The organism is Sphingobium sp. (assembly GCF_049304695.1).
Classification (GTDB): Bacteria; Pseudomonadota; Alphaproteobacteria; order Sphingomonadales; family Sphingomonadaceae; genus Sphingobium.
Genome location: NZ_JBAQOK010000032.1, coordinates 14910 through 34860, shown reverse-complemented (window position 1 = coordinate 34860; position 19951 = coordinate 14910). Strand labels below are relative to the sequence as shown.

The 19951-nt window shown below is 63.2% G+C and carries 14 protein-coding genes and 1 tRNA gene; 6 read left to right on the top strand and 9 right to left on the bottom strand.

Going from position 1 to position 19951, the window contains the following annotated elements:
* Window positions 1-42: 42 nt before the first annotated feature.
* Window positions 43-1887, top strand: coding sequence for an ABCB family ABC transporter ATP-binding protein/permease (locus WA070_RS04470; protein ID WP_422632954.1), 1845 nt, complete (start codon window positions 43-45; stop codon window positions 1885-1887).
* Here WA070_RS04470 and WA070_RS04465 read toward each other — a convergent pair.
* Together WA070_RS04465 and WA070_RS04460 are read right to left on the bottom strand one after the other, a co-directional pair.
* Window positions 1884-2279 (bottom strand): acyl-CoA thioesterase, encoded by a 396-nt coding sequence (locus WA070_RS04465; protein ID WP_422632953.1) that lies wholly within the window; start codon window positions 2277-2279, stop codon window positions 1884-1886. The two genes, WA070_RS04470 and WA070_RS04465, sit on opposite strands and share 4 nt — an antisense overlap.
* A gap of 120 nt (window positions 2280-2399) precedes the next feature.
* The gene (locus WA070_RS04460) at window positions 2400-4460 is read right to left on the bottom strand and encodes a S9 family peptidase (protein WP_422632952.1); all 2061 of its coding nucleotides are present in this window, start codon (window positions 4458-4460) and stop codon (window positions 2400-2402) included.
* A gap of 106 nt (window positions 4461-4566) precedes the next feature.
* Between WA070_RS04460 and WA070_RS04455 the strand changes: the two genes are divergently transcribed.
* The gene (locus WA070_RS04455; protein WP_422632951.1) at window positions 4567-6348 is read left to right on the top strand and encodes an aminopeptidase P family protein; all 1782 of its coding nucleotides are present in this window, start codon (window positions 4567-4569) and stop codon (window positions 6346-6348) included.
* Window positions 6349-6352: 4 nt separating this feature from the next.
* Here the strand turns inward: WA070_RS04455 and WA070_RS04450 are convergent, their stop codons facing one another.
* Complete coding sequence (locus WA070_RS04450; protein ID WP_422632950.1) at window positions 6353-6490, bottom strand: hypothetical protein; 138 nt, start codon at window positions 6488-6490, stop codon at window positions 6353-6355.
* 117 nt (window positions 6491-6607) lie between these two features.
* Here WA070_RS04450 and WA070_RS04445 point away from each other — a divergent pair.
* Window positions 6608-6682: transfer RNA gene (locus WA070_RS04445), tRNA-Thr, on the top strand.
* 164 nt (window positions 6683-6846) lie between these two features.
* Here WA070_RS04445 and WA070_RS04440 read toward each other — a convergent pair.
* The 4 genes from WA070_RS04440 to WA070_RS04425 all read right to left on the bottom strand — a co-directional run bounded on the left by WA070_RS04440 (window position 6847) and on the right by WA070_RS04425 (window position 13248).
* Window positions 6847-8853, bottom strand: a complete 2007-nt coding sequence (locus WA070_RS04440) for a TonB-dependent receptor (RefSeq protein ID WP_422632949.1) — start codon at window positions 8851-8853, stop codon at window positions 6847-6849.
* 163 nt (window positions 8854-9016) lie between these two features.
* Window positions 9017-10117, bottom strand: coding sequence for a helix-turn-helix transcriptional regulator (locus tag WA070_RS04435; protein ID WP_422632948.1), 1101 nt, complete (start codon window positions 10115-10117; stop codon window positions 9017-9019).
* Window positions 10118-10191: 74 nt separating this feature from the next.
* Complete coding sequence (locus WA070_RS04430) at window positions 10192-10842, bottom strand: class I SAM-dependent methyltransferase (RefSeq protein WP_422632947.1); 651 nt, start codon at window positions 10840-10842, stop codon at window positions 10192-10194.
* Window positions 10843-10947: 105 nt separating this feature from the next.
* Complete coding sequence (locus WA070_RS04425) at window positions 10948-13248, bottom strand: CDC48 family AAA ATPase (RefSeq protein ID WP_422632946.1); 2301 nt, start codon at window positions 13246-13248, stop codon at window positions 10948-10950.
* Window positions 13249-13583: 335 nt separating this feature from the next.
* Between WA070_RS04425 and WA070_RS04420 the strand changes: the two genes are divergently transcribed.
* Both WA070_RS04420 and WA070_RS04415 read left to right on the top strand, forming a co-directional pair.
* Window positions 13584-14462, top strand: coding sequence for a LysR substrate-binding domain-containing protein (locus tag WA070_RS04420; protein ID WP_422632945.1), 879 nt, complete (start codon window positions 13584-13586; stop codon window positions 14460-14462).
* 85 nt (window positions 14463-14547) lie between these two features.
* Window positions 14548-15711: a diguanylate cyclase gene (locus WA070_RS04415; protein ID WP_422632944.1), complete on the top strand. Its 1164-nt coding sequence runs from the start codon at window positions 14548-14550 to the stop codon at window positions 15709-15711.
* A gap of 9 nt (window positions 15712-15720) precedes the next feature.
* Here the strand turns inward: WA070_RS04415 and WA070_RS04410 are convergent, their stop codons facing one another.
* Entirely contained in the window at window positions 15721-16392 is a 672-nt protein-coding gene (locus WA070_RS04410) for a glutathione S-transferase family protein (protein ID WP_422632943.1), read from the bottom strand.
* 183 nt (window positions 16393-16575) lie between these two features.
* On the opposite strand from WA070_RS04410, the gene acs reads away from it, so the two are divergent.
* Window positions 16576-18519: an acetate--CoA ligase gene (acs, locus tag WA070_RS04405; RefSeq protein WP_422632942.1), complete on the top strand. Its 1944-nt coding sequence runs from the start codon at window positions 16576-16578 to the stop codon at window positions 18517-18519.
* 143 nt (window positions 18520-18662) lie between these two features.
* On the opposite strand, the gene WA070_RS04400 is transcribed toward acs, so the two are convergent.
* Window positions 18663-19883: an FAD-dependent monooxygenase gene (locus WA070_RS04400; protein WP_422632941.1), complete on the bottom strand. Its 1221-nt coding sequence runs from the start codon at window positions 19881-19883 to the stop codon at window positions 18663-18665.
* Window positions 19884-19951: the final 68 nt, after the last annotated feature.

The window sequence follows — 19951 nt, the reverse complement described above, 5'->3', positions numbered from 1 at the left end:
CATGCGCTTTTACTTCGGCGCGCCACGCCCTACATAGCGTCCATGCCTCCCGACATGCCCACTTCTGCGCCTCTGCCCCCCGTTTGGGCGACGTTCCGCCGTTTCCTGCCTTATCTCTGGCCTGCCGATGCGCCCGCGTTGCGGCGGCGGGTCGTTATCGCGATGGTGCTGGTGGTGGCGGCCAAGCTCATCAGCCTCGCCATGCCCTTTGCCTATAAGGGCGCGATCGATGCGATGGCGCCGGGGATGGAGGCGGCGGTGGGCCTCGCCATCGCTCTGGTGGTCGCCTATGCGGGCGCGCGGTTCAGCGGCGTATTGTTCGACAATCTGCGCAACGCCGTGTTCGAGAAGGTCGGGCAGGAAGCCGGACGGCGGCTGGCGGACGATGTGTTCGTGCATCTGCACCGGCTGTCGCTGCGTTTTCATCTCGACCGGCGCACGGGCGCTGTCACCAAGGTGGTCGAGCGCGGGACCAAGAGCATCGACACGATGCTCTATTTCCTGCTGTTCAACATCGCGCCGACGATCCTGGAACTGGTCGCGGTGTGCGTCATCTTCCTCGTCAAATTCGGCGTCGGCATGGTCGGCGCTACGCTGGCGATGGTGGCGGCCTATATCTGGTTCACGCGGACCGTCACTGAATGGCGCAACCAGTTGCGCCGCGACATGGTGGACATGGACACCAATGCAGTGGCCCATGCGGTCGACAGCCTGCTGAATTTCGAGACGGTCAAATATTTCGGCGCGGAGAGCCGTGAGGCAGACCGCTATGCCACGTCGATGCGCAATTACGCGAAAGCTGCGGTCAAGAGCGAGAATAGCCTCGCATGGCTGAACATCGGCCAGTCGCTCATCACCAACCTGATGATGGGCGGTGCGATGGCGTACAGCGTGTGGGGGTGGAGCAAAGGGCAGTTCACGACCGGCGACGTGGTGCTGGTCAATACGCTGCTGGCCCAGCTTTTCCGGCCGCTCGACCTGCTCGGCATGGTGTATCGCACGATCCGGCAGGGGCTGATCGACATGGAAGCGATGTACAAGCTGATGGACACGCCGCAGGAGATCGCCGATGCGCCGGGCGCGACAGCGTTGCAGGCAAAGGGCGGCGCTGTGCGGTTCGACCATGTGCGGTTCGGCTACGATCCCGAACGCGAGATATTGCACGACGTCAGCTTCGCCGTGCCAGCCGGGCATACGCTGGCCATCGTCGGGCCTTCGGGCGCGGGCAAATCCACCATCGCGCGCATCCTGTTCCGATTTTACGACATTCAGGACGGGCAGGTGACGATCGACGGGCAGGACATTGCCGCCGTGAAGCAGGCGTCGCTGCGCGCGTCGATCGGCATCGTGCCGCAGGACATGGTGCTGTTCAACGACACGGTGGGCTATAATATCGGCTATGGCCGCGAAGGCGCATCGCAGGCCGAAATCGAGGCGGCGGCGAAAGCTGCGTCGATCCATGATTTCATCCTGAGCCTGGCGCACGGCTATGACACGCGGGTTGGCGAGCGTGGCCTGAAGCTGTCGGGCGGGGAAAAGCAGCGGGTGGCGATCGCCCGCACGCTATTGAAAGACCCGCCGGTTCTGGTGCTGGACGAGGCGACGAGCGCGCTCGATAGCCGGACCGAGACGGAAATACAGACCGTGCTGCGCAACATATCGCGCAAAAGAACGACGCTGGTCGTGGCGCATCGCCTGTCCACCGTGGTGGATGCCGACGAGATCATCGTGCTGGATCAGGGCCGCATCGTCGAACGTGGACGCCATGCCGATCTGGTGCGGGCGGACGGCCTCTATGCGCTGATGTGGAACCGGCAGGCGAGCGAGCGCGAGGATATGCCGGCCGGGCCGGGGGTTGAGGACGTTTTTGCGGTCGTCACGCCTTAATCGACGAAGTTCGCCGCGACCTCTGGCGGCACGCGCAGTATTCGCCCGGTCGCCTTGTCGATGATCGCCCAGGTGGATTTGGCCGCGACCGTCACCTTGCCGTCGGGACCGGTGAACTCCATCATCCGGTCGAAGCGTGCGCCGCGTGGCGGCTCCGCTATCCACGTCCGCGCGGCGACGGTCTCCCCCGCCTGCACATTGCCGCGATAGTCGATTTCGTGGCGCGTCACGACCCAAACATAGGCATCGACATGGGCGGGATCGGCATCGCGGTTCCAGTGATCGACCGACACCTGCTCCATCCACTGCACCCACACGGCGTTGTTGACGTGGCCGAGGATGTCGATGTCGGCGGGGGTCGCCGTGATGGTGCAGGTGTAAGACGATGCCATATTATTCTCCGTTCGGGCTGAGCCTGTCGAAGCCCTTTTCTGAGCGGAGCGAAGTGCCTTCACTGCGTTCAAGCGACCCTTCGACTTCGCTCAGGGCGAACGGAGGGAGAGTCAACCCGATCACCCCGCCACCCCCAACTGCCACAACAGAAACGCAAATTCCTCCGCGCTTTCGTGCAGGGATTCGAAGCGCCCCGACTTGCCGCCATGGCCTGCGCCCATATTGGTTTTCAGCAGCAGCAGATTGTCGTCCGTCTTGGTCGCGCGCAGCTTCGCCACCCATTTGGCTGGCTCCCAATAGGTGACGCGCGGGTCGTTGAGACCTGCCGTCACCATCATCGGCGGATAGGACTGCGCCTTCACATTGCTGTAGGGGTCATAGCCAAGGATGGTTTCAAACGCGGCCTTATCCTCGATCGGGTTGCCCCATTCGGGCCATTCCCCCGGCGTCAGCGGCAGGCTGTCGTCCAGCATGGTGTTGAGCACATCGACGAAGGGGACATGCGCGACCACCGCGCCCCATAATGCCGGGTCCGAATTGACCACCGCGCCCATCAGTTCACCGCCCGCCGATCCGCCGGAAATGCCGATCTTGCCCGCCGATGTATAGCCCAGGTCGATCAACCCCTTCGCCACATCCACGAAGTCGGTGAAGGTATTGGTCCGCTTGTCCAGCTTGCCGTCGAGATACCATTGCTGGCCCAGATCGTCGCCGCCCCGGATATGGGCGAGCGCAAAGACGATACCGCGATCCAGCAGCGAAAGGCGTCCGGTGGAAAAGCCCGGCTCCATCGCCATGCCATAAGCGCCATAGCCATAGAGGTGCAGCGGCGCGCTGCCATCGCGCGGCGTGTCTTTGGGATAGACGATCGACACCGGCACCTGCGTGCCGTCGCGCGCGGGGATCATCAGCCGTTCGGTGGTGTAGCGGGTCGCATCGTACCCGGACGGGATTTCCTGCACCTTCAACACGTCCATCGCCCCGCTATCGAGATGATAGTCGTAGATGGTGTCGGGCGTGACCATCGATTCATAACCGATGCGCAGCGTCGTCACATCATATTCGGGATTGTCGTCCAGCCCCGCCGAATAGCTCGCCTCCGGGAAAGGGATGCGTTTGGGGCTGTGCGTGGCGTAATCGCGCAGTTCGATCTGATCCAGGCCGTCCTGACGCCCTTCGGTGACGTAGAAACGCTGGAACAGGGTGAAGTCGGTCAGGTAGAAATGATCGTCGGGCGCGATCACCTCGCTCCACTGGTCTGGTGCGTCGATCGTCGCCTGGACCAGACGGAAATTGGGATGGGTGTCGTTGGTGCGGATATAGAGCGTGCCGTCATGCTCGTCCGCTTCATATTCGCGGCCCGGCTGGCGCGCCGCGATCAGCACCGGGGTCGCCAGCGGATCGTTGGCGGGCAACAGCCAGGCTTCGGTCGTCACATGATCGCCCGTCGCGATGACGATATATTTTTCCGAAGACGTCAGCCCGACCGAGACGCGAAAGCCCTCATCATGTTCATGGAACAGTTCGACGTCACTATCGACGCCCTGCCCCAGCCAGTGCAGGCGCGCATTGTCCGTGCGCCAGTTTTCGTTGGCGAGGCCATAGAGCAGCCCCTTGCTGTCCGACGTCCACACCAGCGACGATAAGGTATCGGGGATGACTTCGGGCAATATCTCGCCGCTGAACAGATCCTTGATCCGCGCTTCGAACCGTTCGGACCCGTCCGTGTCGATCGCATAGGCGAGGTAGCGTCCATCCGGGCTGACCGACATCGCGCCCAGACGAAAATACTCATGCCCCTGCGCCAGCGCGGTTTCGTCCAGAATCAACTGGTCCGGGCCGCCTGCCACGGGCTTGCGATACCATTTGCGATATTGCGCCCCGGTTTCGAACGCGCGCCAGTAGATATAGTCGCCATCCTTTTGCGGGACGGACTGGTCGTCTTCCTTGATACGCGCCTTCATTTCGGCAAACAGCGTATCGGTCAGCGCCTTGTGCGGGGCCATGGCGGCTTCGAACCAGACGTTTTCTTCGGCCAGATAGGACAATATGTCCTTGTCCTTCACATCCGGGTAGCCGGGGTCGCGCAGCCAGGCATAGTCGTCAGTCACCGTGATGCCATGGTGGGAAAATTCATGCGCACGACGGTTGGCGACGGGTGGCTGCAAGGATTTGGTCATTCAGTATCCATTATGGCTAGATCGGCGGCGCTGGCATCTGCCCGCCAGCCTGCTTATGTTGTCGCCTTTACGGCCCGTGCAAGGGCTTAAGTCCAAGGAAGTGTGAATGTCCACCTATGAAGACCGCCTGAAAGCCCTGCGCGCGCAACTGGTGCGTGACCGGCTGGATGGGTTCGTCGTTCCGCTGACCGATGAGCATATGAGCGAATATGTCGGTGCCTATGCTCAGCGGCTGGCCTGGCTGACGGGGTTTCAGGGGTCTGCAGGCAGCGCAGTGGTGCTGCCGGAAGAAGCAGCGATCTTTACCGACGGGCGCTATACCTTGCAGGTGCGCGAGCAGGTGGACGGCGCGCACTGGACCTATGAGAGCGTGCCGCAGACATCGATCGCGGCGTGGCTGAAGGATCATGCGGGTCAGGGCGCGCGTATCGGATATGATCCATGGCTGCACACCGCCGCATGGGTCAGGCAGGCGACACAGGCATTGGCGCAGAAGGGCGCGGAACTGGTCGCGGTCGATACCAATCCGATCGACGCGGTGTGGCCGGATCGCCCCGCCCCCAGCGACGCGCGGCTGGTGGTGCATGACGATCGTTTTGCCGGGCAGAGCGCAGCGGAAAAGCGTGCCGCGATGGCGGACTGGCTGACGCAGACGCAGGCCGACGCGGTGGTGCTGTCGGCACTGGATTCGATCGCCTGGACCTTCAACATTCGGGGCAAGGATGTCGATCGCACGCCCGTCGCGCTGGCCTATGCCATCGTCCATGCCGACGCGACCGCCGACCTCTATGTCGCGCCGGAAAAGATGGACGAAACGGTGGCGCAGCATCTGGGCAACGCCGTACGCGTGCATGATCGCACCGCCTTTGCCGATGCGCTGACGGCGCTGGACGGAAAGCGCGTGGTGGCCGACCCCGAACGGGCGGTCGCCGCGATCTTCGACGCGCTGGAACGGGGCGGCGCGACGGTGCTGCCGCTGCGTGACCCCGCTGTCCTGCCAAAGGCGATCAAGAACAGCGTCGAAATTGCCGGGCAAAAGGCTGCGCAGGCGCGCGACGGCGCGGCGCTCAGCCGGTTCCTGCACTGGGTTTCGGTCGAAGCGCCGAAGGGCGGCCAGACCGAACTGTCCGCCGCCGACCGGCTGGAGGCATTCCGCAAGGAAACCGGCCTGCTGGAGGATCTGTCGTTCGACACGATCAGCGGCGCGGGGCCGAACGGCGCGGTCGTCCACTACCGGGTGGAGGAAAAGACCAACCGGCCGATCGAAACCGGCACGCTCTATCTGGTAGATTCAGGCGGCCAGTATCGCGACGGCACCACCGACGTCACCCGCACGCTGGCGATCGGCACGCCGACGCCGGAAATGCGCGAACGGTTTACGCTGGTGCTCAAGGGGCATGTTGCGCTCGCCCGCGCTGTCTTTCCGGTCGGTACGCGGGGCGGGCAGCTCGATATATTGGCGCGGCAGTATCTGTGGGCGCAGGGTCTCGATTATGCCCATGGCACCGGCCATGGCGTGGGCAGTTTCCTGTCCGTGCATGAAGGGCCGCAGCGGATTGCGACATTTGGCGGTGGTGACGAACCGCTGGCCGCTGGCATGATCCTGAGCAACGAGCCGGGCTATTACAAGGCCCATGAATATGGCATCCGCATCGAAAATCTGGTGCTGGTCGAAGAACGCGCCGTGCCGGGCGCGGAAAAACCGATGCTGGGGTTCGAAACGCTGACCTTTGCGCCGATCGACCGGAATCTGATCGCGACCGACATGCTGGACGCGGGCGAGCGCGGCTGGATCGATGCCTATCATGCCAGGGTACTGGCGGTTGTCGGGCCGCAGCTGGATGGCGACGCGCTGGCGTGGCTCACGGCTGCCTGCGAGCCGTTGTAAGCGGTTAGTCTTCGGGGCTATCGGGGGCGGGGGCTGGCGGCGCATCCCCCGCCCCTTCGCGCGTTTGCGCTTTGCGGCGGCGCAAATTGGTGCGCAATGCCTGCGCCAGCCGCGCCTGTCGTTGATCCTGCGTTTCAGCCATGGCCCGTGCATAAGCAAATTGCCGCGATCGCCGCAAGTCGCCTTGACAAGGCCGGTCCACGCAGCCATAGGCCCGGCTCCGCAGCGCGTGAGCGTATGCGCAGGCAGGAAATATAATGCTGCTGTAGCTCAGTGGTAGAGCGCGTCATTGGTAATGACGAGGTCGGGAGTTCAATCCTCCCCAGCAGCACCATTTCTTTCCCGAAGCCCGGTAATCCCATCATATAACGACAGGTCATCGCTTCGCGCTAAACGGCTGGCTTCCTCGTAATGATAGTTAGCTTACTAACGAATTCCTCTGTTTGAAATCGCGTACATATGTGGTCCTCATTCAGGAAATGTCATGCCGATCGCGGATTATCGCGCGAAGCTGACCCCGACCCATAGCGTGCGTGGCGTACCCAGATCCATCGAACCGCCAGCGTTCCGAGCCACGATCTGCGCATCGAACAGATTTTCCCCCCTGACCACCAGACGCGCCCCATCCCATAGCGGCAGACGCGCTATGGCGTCGATCGTCAGGGCGTCGGGCAGGACGTCGCTTTGCAGATCATCCTCATATTGCCGGGCGACATAGCGCAAAGTGGTCGACAGGGTCAGGCCGGTGGCCGGGCCGTAGGCGATCGTGGCGCTGGCGGCGTGGCGCGGGCTTTGCGCCGGGGTCAGGCCGTCGAATGCTGCGCCGGGCGCATGGACGCTGCTGTGGCTATAGGCGTAGGAGGCTGACAGGTTCAGGTCGCCCAGACGCGCGGCTGCGGTCAGTTCCACGCCCTTGGCCACGATCCGATCGACATTGCCCCGTCGGCGCGTCGTGGGCGTCAGGGTGATGTTGGCGATCGCATCGTCCAGCCGATTATAGAAGCCGGTCGCCGACAGGGTGATGCCGGGGACAGGCGTCAGGTCCAGACCGACCTCCGCACCTTTGAGCCGTTCGGGTTGCAACGCGGCGTTGGCCTGCGTCGTGATCGGAAAGACCACGAAGGGGCGATAGAGTTCGTTGAGCGTCGGCAGGCGGAAACCGCTATAGGCCGCCGCGCGCAGGGCCAGCGCGTCGCTGGCATGATAAAGCGCCCCTGCCCGGCCTGACATTTCCCAGCCCGACCGGTCGGCATAGGCGTTGGCACTCACAGCGTCAGTGGTGGCGTTGACCTGTCGGTAGAAGCCGTTGGTGATCGTCCACCGGTCCCCGCGCAGACCGCCGGTCAGGATCAGGCGACCCAGCGTCCAGTCATCCTCCACGAACAGGCCGCTGGTCTGCTGCTGCCCGCCCGCATGACGGCGGAAGGTCACGGGATTGCTGGCGATACTGGCGTTATAGGCGTCCTCCACCATATCGCCGGTCGCAAAGCGGGTGTCGATGCCGATGCGCAGGACATGATCCGCGCCAACCGGCGGGCGCAGTTCGATCTTGCCGCCCAGCCCGGTCGAAGGCGTATTGCGCTGGTTCAGCGACTTGCGGAACGGCGCGCTGGAGGAAATCACGACATTGGCGAAATTGCGCGCCTGAATATAGGCCAGCGCATCGACCTGCCACGGGCCGCGCGCGATATAGCGAATGGAGGCATCCTGCCCCTGGCTGCGACTATCGGCCCCGGCAAAGCGCAACGTGCGATCGTCCTGAAAGACAGTCGCACGAAATTGCAGTTCGGATGTGGCGGACAGGGGTGCAACGGCGCGCAGGTTGGTGGACCAGCTATCATAGGCGGCAGGCACGGTCGCCGCGACGCGCTGCGCAACTGGGGTGGTCTGGAAACCATCGCCCCTGTCCCATCGACCGGACAGGGAGACATAGCCATTACCCAGATCCGGCGTGACGCTGGCGGCGATCTCGGTCGCATTGCGGCTGCCGTAGAAAGCGCTGGCCGACAGAGTGGGCAACTGGTCGCGAGTCGCACTCGCCATTTCGATCGTGCCTGCAACTGCCCCCGCGCCGAAAGCCCCGATACCACCACCGCGCGTCACCCGCACGACAGACAACCGGTCCGGCACCAAAGCACTGAACGGGATATAGCCGAAGAACGGGTCCGCCATCGGCACGCCATCGAGCAGAACCAGCGTACGGCTGGACGCGTTGCCGCCCAGCGCGCGCAGCGTAGCCCCCTGCGCCGACGGGTTGGCGGAGCGGCTGTCGGAGCGACGGAACTGCTGAAAGCCCGCGACGTCGCCCAGCACGCTTTCGATCCGGCCCGATGCACTGTCCTGCAACCGGGCACGGTCGAGAATGACTGCGCCATAGGCCGCCGTGCCGGGCGGCAGGCCGAGGCCCGCCCCGGTGACAACAATGTTCGGCGTATCGGCTGGGGTTTGCGCCAATGCGGCGGTTGGCAGAACCAGAAGGGCGATGGGCAGGATGCGGCGGATCATCGACACGCTTATTGGGGATTTCGCTGGCTTTGCAAAGGGAAACGGCGCTGGCCCCGGTGTCCGGCCCGATCGCCATTCAGATGATGACGAGCCGAAAATGGTGATTTATCATGACCTGGAGCGCAGCGTACTCAAAGGACGTGAGCACCGGAAGCGCGTGGGCCTAATGACTGATCAGGCCGACCATGCGCACCAGTTGGGATTCGCGGCTGCAACCGGTCTTGTCGTAGATGCTGCGCAACTGGACCTTGAGCGTTTCGGTGGACACGCCACGAGCGGCCGCGATGGCGGGGCGCGATTGTCCAGCGGCCAGCCTGATCGCGATATCCGCCTCCGCCGGGGTCAGAGCGAAGGTGCGGATCAGCAACTGGACGTGACGGTCGGACGGCGCGCCGACCCTTGCGATGGCAATGGCGCGCGGTGCATAGGGCAGCGCCCATGGCCGTGCGGGCAAGGGATAGATTTCCATCATGATCGCCACACCGCCCGCATCGTCAGCGAGCGCCACCGGATCGGCCGCGCGGCCGGGCGGATCGCACGCCATGCGGACTGCTCGCCCGATCGCGCGGCTTTCGTCCGCACGCGCGCTGGTCAGCCAGCCATCCTTGATCGCGAGGCGACTGGTCGACAGCAATTCTTCGGCATTGGGGGTCATGTCCCCGACCCGCCCGGTCGCGTCGAGCAGCCAGCAGGCCCGGTCCATCGCCTCGAACGTGCCGGCCAGCAGGGCGAAACCCTGCTGCTCGATCGCCCGCTGGAGGCGCACGGCGGTGCGGGCATGTTTGGCGATGTCGGCGAACAGGTTGCGCTGGTCCTCGCTCGTGCGCCCGTCCTTGCTGTCGCGCAGCAAGGCCAGCCCGATCATCCCCTCCCGCCCCGAAACGAGCCTGGCCTGACAGCCATCGAAAATGTCGAACTCGGCGCAGAGGTCGAGATAGTCGTCCGATCGCAGGGACTGACGGGCGATGTCATAATGGCTCTCATGGACGACGTCGGGGTTGTCGGGCAGCCCATCGGCGGCAACGCGGAAGTTCAGGTCAGGCCTGGACTGGTCGATCATCGCAGTTCTGGCGATGAGGCTTTCGTCAATGTCGCTGATCCAGTTGAAGGACCCCGCACCCGGCCCGAATCCGATAAGCTGGCCATGACGTGAGCCAGTTGCAGTCGCCATCGCCCTGATCGCGGTGTCCCACTTATGCGGTTCGAGCGCTGCGGACAGAAACAGGTCCGCCCAATCTTCCCCGCCATCGGCGCGCTGCGCCATGTGCAAACCCCCAAAGCCCCGCGCAGCAATTTGCGCAAATCATGGCGCGAGTCAAATTCGACCGACGATCGGGATCAGGCCGCCTGCGCCAGCGCTTCGTCCTTAACCGCGTGGAAAACATAGCAGGGAGGAATATTGCGCCATGTGCGGCCAGCCTGAATCCGCCCGAACAATGGGTCGATCAGGCGGCGGACGAAGCGGGAATATTGATAGACCAGAAACGCGCCGCCCGGTCGCAACGCGGCATGTGTTTCCGCAGCGATGGATTCACCCACCCCCGCAGGCAGCGTCGAAAAAGGGATGCCCGACAGGATATAGTCGGCCTGCATATGCCCGGCTTCCTTGATGAAACGACGGACGTCCGCCGCCGAGCCATGCACGATCCTGAGCCGGGGATCATTGGATTGCGCCTCCAGATAGGCGACGAAATCGAGATTGAGGTCAATCGCGAGCAAACAGGCGTCAGGGCGCATCCTTTCCAGGATGGCGTGGGTGAAGGTGCCGACGCCCGGCCCATATTCCACGAACAGACGCGTTCGGTTCCAGTCGACCTGATCCAGTATCCGGTTCACCACCGCCGTCGATGTCGGAATGATCGAGCCGATCATTCCGGGATGACGGACGAACTGGCGAAAGAATATGCGCCATTGATCGATAAAGTTAACCGAGCCACTTGTCGGGCGTGAGGCTTGATTCCGGGTCAAGGGGATGGAGGCTTTCTTCATGCGGTCTCTCGTCACTTTGCCCGCTCGCAAATATCAGCCCAGGTGGCAAGATGCTTTGCGTTCAAGGCGCGGCAACGGCCAATCCCGTCGCCCCGCCTTATCAACCTATGACCCCTGCCCCCGTTCCCGGCTACGCAACATGCCCGGTGCGACGAAGCCGATGGGATCCACCTGCATCGCGCTTTGCTTGAGCGTCGCCTGTATCTGTTCATATTCCCGTTCCATTTCCGGGGTCACGGATGCGCGGGTTTCTTCCAGTGCCGCCTCGAAATGGGCCATTGTCACTTTCTCAATCGTCAGCGATTCGCGTAGGGCGAACAGGCCAGCCCGCCGAGCCAAATCCTCCAGATCCGCGCCGGTAAACCGTGCCGTTTGCCGCGCAAGCGCTTCGAGATTGACGCCCGGAGCCAGCGGCATTTTGGCAGTGTGGATCGAAAGAATGCGAGCGCGCCCGGCTTCGTCAGGCACCGGCACATAGATCAGCTCATCGAAACGTCCCGGCCGCAACAGCGCAGGATCGATCAGCGTCGGGCGGTTGGTCGCGCCGATGACGACGACCGATTGCAGTTCCTCCAGCCCGTCCATTTCAGCCAGGATCGTGTTGACGACCCTTTCCGTCACGGCCGGTTCGCCCAGCCCGCCGCCGCGCGCAGGGACCAGACTGTCCAGTTCGTCGATGAAGATGACCGTCGGTGCCACCTGCCGCGCGCGCGCGAAAAGGCGGGCGATCTGCTGCTCGCTCTCACCATACCATTTGGACAGCAGGTCGCTGGATTTGGTGGCGATGAAATTGGCCTGTGCCTCGCGCGCCACCGCCTTGGCCAGCAAAGTCTTGCCGGTGCCGGGCGGGCCGTAGAGCAGAAAGCCCTTGGCCGGACGGATACCGATGCGGCGGAAGGCGTCGGGGTCTTTGAGCGGCAGTTCGACCCCTTCCTTCAGGCGCATCTGCGCGTCGTCCAGCCCGCCAATGTCGGACCAGGCGATGTCAGGCGCCTGCACCATCACTTCGCGCATGGCGGACGGCTGGACGCGCTTGATGGCGGCCATGAAATCTTCGCGCGTGACGGACAGTTCCTCCAGCACGTCCGGCGGGATCGTCCCGTCCTCCAGATTGAGGCGCGGCATGAAACGGCGCACCGTCTCGATCGCCGCTTCCCGGCTGAGCGCCGCCATATCCGCACCGACGAAACCATAAGTCATGCGCGCCAGTTCGGACAGATCGACTTTGTCTCCAAGCGGCATGCCGCGCGTGTGGATGCCCAATATCTCGCGCCGTCCACGCTCGTCAGGCACGCCCACCACGATTTCGCGGTCGAAGCGGCCGGGGCGACGGAGCGCCTCATCGATCGCTTCGGGACGATTGGTGGCCGCGATCACCACCAAATTGGTGCGCGGTTCCAGCCCGTCCATCAGCGTCAGAAGCTGCGCGACAAGGCGCTTTTCGGTCTCACCCGTCACCTGCCCCCGTTTGGGCGCGATCGAATCAATTTCGTCGATGAACAGGATGGACGGCGCAGCCTTGGCCGCCGCCTCGAATATCTCGCGCAGCTGCTTTTCGGATTCGCCATAGGCAGACCCCATGATTTCCGGCCCGTTGATCAGAAAAAATTCAGCTTCCGATTCGTTGGCCACCGCGCGGGCAAGGCGCGTCTTGCCGGTCCCCGGCGGCCCGTGGAGCAACACGCCGCGCGGCGGATCGACGCCCAGCCGCTGAAACAGTTCGGGATAGCGCAGCGGCAGTTCGACCATTTCGCGCAATTGGTCGATCGTGTCCGCCATGCCGCCGACGTCGTCATAAGTGACGTCGGCACGGCGCGATTCGCGCGGCTCTTCATATTCGGCGCGCAGTTCGACTTCGGTATCTTCGTCGATCACCACCACGCCCTTGGGCACGGTCGATACCACGACGAGGCGAATTTCCTGCAACGCATAAGCGGGCGCGGCCAACATCTGGCGCAACTGTGGCGGCATGTCGCCCGGCGGCACCTGCTGCTGGCCCGCCGTCGCGATGACGTCGCCCGCCGCCAGAGGGCGTTGAAAGAATACGCGCTTCAATGCTTCGGGATTGCCCTGAAGCCGCAGATTATTTTGTGCAGGTGCGAATATGACGCGCTGGGCAGGGCGAGGGTCAACCTTATCGATCTGAACGAAATCGCCGGAGCCGACACCGGCATTGGCGCGCTGCAACCCGTCGAGGCGCAGCACGTCGAGACCTTCATCCTCCTTATAGGGGCGCACCACCCGCGCGGAGGTCGATCGCTTGCCCACGATCGCCACGACATCGCCTTCGGCCAGATGCAATTCGGCCATGACCGATACTGGCAGGCGAGCAAGCCCGCGCCCGGCGTCTTCCGGCCGCGCGTTCGCGACCTGAATCCTGCGCCCTGTGCTTTCCTGATCGGCCATTCCAGTCCCCGCTCGTCTGTGTGCGTAACGAGATAGGAAACGCAAATGCGAACGGAAAGACCCTTGGCCAGACAATCGCCAGACACAAAAAAAGGGCTGACCCGAAGATCAGCCCGATAAGTTTTAGGAGAGGATGCCTGAAAGGCGTCCTCTATGTGCGGCGCGACACATTATATTGCAAGTGCGAAAAGAAATGGACAGTTGCAGAAATTGCATCTTGCCATTTGGCGTTTTTTCCTGCTCATTGGGGCGAGGATGCGTGAACCCGGTTCATGTCGCGGCTGATAAGAAATAATGACGCGGCGCAACGTACTGGCACTGGAATTTGATCGATTATGCGGAGATTACCGCCACTTACGGCCCTGGAGGCCTTCGTTCAGGTCGCCCGGCTCGGTTCGGTGAAAGCGGCGGCGGAAGAGCTTGCCTTGTCGACGCCGGCGCTCAGCCGCCGTGTCCAGGCGCTCGAACGTTTCATCGGTCGTCCGCTATTCGATCGCAAGCATCAGGCGCTGGAAATCAATAGCGACGGCCAGCGTCTGCTCGACGACATCGCGCCCGCGCTGGACTCGCTCAATCTGGCGCTGGAGAATATCCAGAGCGGCGGCAACCAGTTGCGCCTGCGCCTTGCGGTCCTGCCGCTCTTTGCCAGCCAGCGACTGTTCCCCCATCTGGGCGCGCTACGCAGCCAGCATCCCCAGTTGCATATCGACATAGAAACCACGCCCCATGCCGTCGCGCGACTGGGCGAAGGGCTGGATGCGGCGATCGTGCTGGCCAAGGATATCGACCCGGCGCTTTACGCCCATGAACTGGATCATGAAGAAGTCTATGCCATCGGCGCGCGTGCGCTGCTGGATTCGCCCCATGCGCCGACCGAGCCGGGCGAATTGTCGCAGCATACGATCCTGCTCCACCGCGACATGCCCCAGGCGTTCGACGCGTGGAAGGAAGCCGCAGGGCTGCCCGACCTGCAACCGCTCGCTATCGACAATTATGACTCTGGCCAGTTAATGCTGGAGGCCGCTGCGCAGGGACTGGGCGTCGCGTTCATGCATGCCAGCCATTTCAAGGAAGCAGGTGACGCGCGACTGGTGCGGCTGTTCCCGATCCGGGTCGAAAGTCCCTATCGCTATTATTTCGTATGCCGACCCCGCGCGCTGCAGACCCGCGCCGTCCGCATCTTCCGCGACTGGTTGATCGCCGCCGACATTTAACCGAGCAAATCCCCCATTTCATTGCGTATGTGATTCTTTTGTCCTGCGCTCTTAACCATGCCCTGCCGTCGCCGTTATAGCGTTCATGACTGGGACCATATCTTCTTCCGCACACTCACAAAGTGGGTTGACCGACCGTCTTGCACGCTGGGCCAAAGGCCTGTCGGGCAGGCCCGAAGAGGAGGAGGTAAATCAAGGCGAGCAGGAACGACCCCGCGTCGGCACCGCGTCCAACCGCGAGATCGGTCGACGCCGCCAGCTCTACAGCGATATTGGCGATTTCCTTTTCGCCCATGACCTGGACCTGACACCGGTCAATTTCAGCGTGGCGCTGGATTATCTGACTGGTGCCAATCTCGGCGTGGAAAAAGCCGTCCGGGCCGTGTTGATGGAGCGCGGCAAGATCACTAACGGATGGATGGAAACGGTAGCCGCCGAGCAGCGCGCAGACGACATCACGCCCGATTCGCTGGCGACTATGCTGGACAAGGTCGAAGAGAATCTGACGCAGTTCACCGGCCTGATGCATGAATCGCGCAATAGCGCGAAGGATTATGGTGCCGCCCTTCAGGAACAGGCCAAGGGATTGTCGGAGGGCAGCGACAGCGAACCCGTGCTGGCCCGACTGGTCGGTCTGACCCGGTCGATGGTCGAGAAAACCCGGCTGGTCGAAACCCAATTGCGGGAGAACCAGAAGCATACGCAGGCGCTCAAATCGAGTCTGGAAACTGCACGGCGGGCGGCAGAACATGATCACCTGACCGGCCTGCCCAATCGCCGCGCTTTCGAAAGCGTGCTGAACGATGAACTGAAGGTGGCACAAGCGCAGGGCGAGCAATTGTCAGTCGCTTTCTGCGACATCGACCATTTCAAGCATATCAACGACACCCATGGCCACGACACGGGCGACCGGGTGCTCAAATTCATCGCGGGCCTGCTGACGAAGGCTTCCAACGACCGGTGCCATGTCGCCCGTCATGGGGGTGAGGAATTCGTCATGCTGTTCCGGGGCAAGACCGCAGCCGAAGCGTGCGAGGCGGTCGATAGCGTGCGAGAGGATCTGGCCACCCGCAGCCTGGTCAACCGATCCAATGGCGAGCGGATGGAACGGGTCAGCTTTTCAGCCGGCGTCGCCAACGTGCTCGCCTATGACGATCCGCGCGCGGCGCTCAAGGCCGCCGACAGGGCACTCTATCTGGCCAAGGAACATGGCCGCAATCGCGTCTATCTGGCCGCCGACCTGGATTGATGTGCGGAATTAGAAGTCAGGCTTTTCATAATGAGCAGGCGGCGTGATGACTTCCATCCGTTCGGACAGGAGCGGGCGGAAGGACGGGCGTGATTTGAACCCGGCATACCAGCGCTTGACCGGCTCGTGCCCCGCCCAGTCGATGCCGCCCAGATAATCCGCCACCGACAGATGCGCCGCCGCCGCAATGTCGGCCAAGCTCAGCGTGCCGCCAGCCATCCAACTGCGATGATCGAGCAGATAATCCATATAATCCATATGGACGTTGGCTCGCTTCATCGCTTCGCGCAGGACGCGGGCGTCAGGCGGCGCGCGTTCGATCAGCCGCTTTTTCATGCGTTCGTGCAGCAACGGCCCTACCACGTCGCCATAGAAATTCTGGTCGAAAAAGGCGGTCAGTCGTCGCACTTCAGCACGACCCGCCGCAGTGCCGGAAATCAGCGGAAATTTCTCGACCGTTTCCTCGAAATATTCGCAAATCGCCTGACTGTCGATCAGGGTCACGCCCTTGTCCTGTTCCGCCATCACAGGCGTCGTCCCGGCGGGGTTCAGATCCAGAAATTCGTCACGCATGGCCCAGGGCGATTCGCGCACCAGATCATAGCCGACGCCCTTCTCACCAAGCAGCAGGCGCACCTTGCGAGAAAAAGGGCAGAGCGGGAATTGATACAAAAGCCACATAGGCGTTTCCTGTTAGGGCCGAGGGGGCGCGGGGGAAAGCGGCAAAATCAGCAATCGGGCAAAGCATCTTCGCATCATACTGCCTGAAAGATGGTAACATACGGCGCGTCGGTGCTTCCGATCCCGCTATCAGGGGGATAGAGAGTGACCCTGATAATGGTTTCGTGATGGAAAGGATGCCCGATGTCTGACGATTTCTTCCCGGTGCCGGAGGATTGGGCCAAAAATGCGTTGATGGATCGCGCAGCACGGGACGCCGATTATGCACGCTCGATCGACGATGCCGACTCCTATTGGCTGGACCGCGCCAAAAGGCTCGACTGGATCACCCCGCCCACACGCGCCAATGAAAGCAGCTTTGCCGAGGGCGATTTCGGCGTTCGATGGTTCGCCGATGGCGTGTTGAACGTCAGCGCCAACTGCATCGACCGGCATCTGGCGACGCGCGGCGACCAGACAGCGATCATCTGGGAACCCGATTCGCCCGACGCGCCGGTGCGCCGTTTCACCTATGCCCAGGTGCATGAGGAGGTTTGCCGCATGGCCAACGTGCTCAAGGGCGCCGGCGCGCGCAAGGGCGACCGCATCACACTATATTTGCCGATGATCCCCGAGGCGGCTTTCGCGTTGCTCGCGTGCGCGCGGATCGGGGCGGTGCATAGCGTCGTGTTCGGCGGCTTTTCGCCCGATGCGCTGGCAGGGCGTATTCAGGATTGCGATTCGACGATCGTCATCACCGCTGACGGCGGATGCCGCGCGGGCAGGGCCGTGCCGCTCAAGGCCAATGTCGATGCCGCGCTGAAAGACTGTCCGAGCGTCAAGAAGGTGATCGTAGTCAAGGCGACCGGCACCGAAGCGACGATGCAGGAGGGTCGCGACCTGTGGCTGCATGAGGAAGCGGTCAAGGTCGATGCGGACTGTCCGCCCGAACCCATGAAGGCGGAAGACCCGCTGTTCATCCTCTACACGTCCGGTTCGACCGGCAAGCCCAAGGGCGTGCTGCATACGACCGGCGGCTATCTGCTGTGGGTCGCGCTGACCCACGAACTGTGCTTCGATTATCGTCCCGGCGACATTTACTGGTGCGCGGCGGACATAGGCTGGGTCACGGGGCACAGCTATATCGTCTATGGCCCGCTGGCCAACGGCGCGACGACGGTAATGTATGAAGGCGTACCCAACCATCCATCGCCCAGTCGCATCTGGGAAATAGTGGACAAGCATCAGGTGCATACCCTTTTCACCGCGCCGACCGCCCTGCGCGCGCTGATGAAGGAAGGCGATGATTTCGTGACCCGCACCAGTCGCGCGTCGTTGCGCCTGCTGGGGACGGTGGGCGAGCCGATCAATCCCGAAGCGTGGCGCTGGTATCACCATATCGTGGGCGAAGGGCGTTGCCCGATCATCGATACTTGGTGGCAGACGGAAACAGGCGGCGCGATGATAGCCCCCACCCCCGGCGCGACCGACCTGAAGCCGGGGTCCGCGACATTCCCGATGCCTGGCGTTGTGCCGCAGATCGTGGACGCGGAGGGCAAGCTGCTGGATGGCGCGGCAGAGGGCAATCTGGTCATCGCGGCAAGCTGGCCCGGACAGATGCGCACGGTCTGGGGCGATCATGATCGTTTCTTTCAAACATATTTCAGCACCTTCCCCGGCAAATATACGACCGGGGATGGCGCACGGCGTGACGCCGATGGCTATTACTGGATCACGGGCCGGGTCGATGATGTCATCAACGTGTCGGGTCATCGCATGGGCACCGCCGAGGTCGAGAGCGCGCTGGTGCTGCATGAATCGGTCGCCGAAGCCGCCGTCGTCGGCTTCCCACACGACATCAAGGGGCAGGGCATCTATGCCTATGTGACGCTGAACGCGCATGAGGAGCCGAGCGATGAATTGCGCAAAGCGCTGGTCAAATGGGTGCGATCCGAAATCGGACCGATCGCGACGCCCGATGCGGTTCAGTTCGCGCCCGGCCTGCCCAAAACCCGGTCGGGCAAGATCATGCGCCGGATTCTGCGCAAGATCGCTGAGGGCGAGGTGTCGGCACAAGCGCTGGGCGACACCAGCACGCTGGCCGATCCATCGGTCGTGGACAATCTGGTCGCCAATCGGCAGGTTTGAAGGGATCGTCGTGGTGGCGTTGGGTCTGCCGCCACGACGATCCTACCGCGCCATCAATGAATGGCGCGGACCTGAAAGGCGGCTTTGGAGAGGCGGGCCATCAGCCATTTCTCGGCCGCCCGGAGGAAACGGGATCGCGGGCTTTAGACCAACTCGCCCGTCAGTAATCTTGGCAGTGCGCCGGACTGGCCGCGGGCTTCGGCCATGAAGCGGCCCTTGAGCAGCGAGGTGCGTTGCACCACCGCGAGGCCCGCGCGACGGGCGAGGGCTGGCAGGCGGCCGGGAATGTCGAAGAGGCGCACGAGGCCGTCCATCGCCACGCTGACCGAAAGCGCGTCCAGCCCGCGCCAGCGCTGGTAGCGGGCGAGCAGTTGGGCGTCGCCGGGGTCGAGGCCCAGGCGCATGCCCTCCACCAGCACCTCGACCAGAGCAGCGACGTCGCGCAGGCCCAGGTTCAGCCCCTGCCCCGCGATCGGATGGATGGCGTGTGCGCTGTCGCCGACCAGCGCGAGGCGGGTGTCGGTGATGGTGGCGGCGTGGTGGAAGCCCAGCGGGTAGGAAGATCGCGGTCCGGCCATGCTGATGTCGCCCAGGAAACCGCCGATCCGCTTTTGCGCTTCGGCGAGCCAGGCGCGGTCCGACAATTTGAGCATCGCGGGCGCCTGATTGGTGGGGACGGTCCACACCACGGCGGATCGGGTGCCGGGCAACATCGGCAGCAGCGCGAAGGGGCCGCCGACATAGAAGATTTCATAGGCGGTGTTCGCGTGGGGCACTTCATGGTCGATCGCGCCCACCATGGCGGTGTGTTTATACTGCCAGCGGGTGGTGCGGATGCCCGCCGCTTCGCGCGTGGGGCTGTTGCGTCCCTCCGCTGCAACGAGCAAAGCGCCCCGGATCGTCGTGCCATTTTCCAGAGTGAGGACCACAGCTTCTGCACTACGGTCGACATGGACGGCGCGGTTGGGCTGGAAGCGGGTGAGGTTGCCGCCGTCCCGTTCGGCGGCCTGAGCCGCCTGTTCAAGGGCGACGCGCAGATCGCGATTGGGGAACATGGTGCCCATCACGCCATCGTCACTGTCGGGGACGAAATCGAGCGCGCCCGGTTCCAGTCCGTCGCTGACCCAGATGCGGTCGATCGGACAGCCCTTATCCTCCAGATACGGCATGACGCCGATGGCCGAGAGCATGGCGCAGCTGGTCGAGCTGATCGCCGATACCCGGCCATCGAAGCCTGCAGCGGCGGTGTCCACCGGGTTGGCGGGGTCGATCACGGCGGTTTTGACGCCGTGATGCGAAAGGGCGATGCCAAGGGTCAGGCCGACGAGGCCACCACCCAATATCACGACGTCGAAGCGTTCCATGGCCGCCTGTCTAGGCGTTCGGGCGGGGATTGGGAAGCACCCTTCCCCTACCCTGCACCTATGACCAG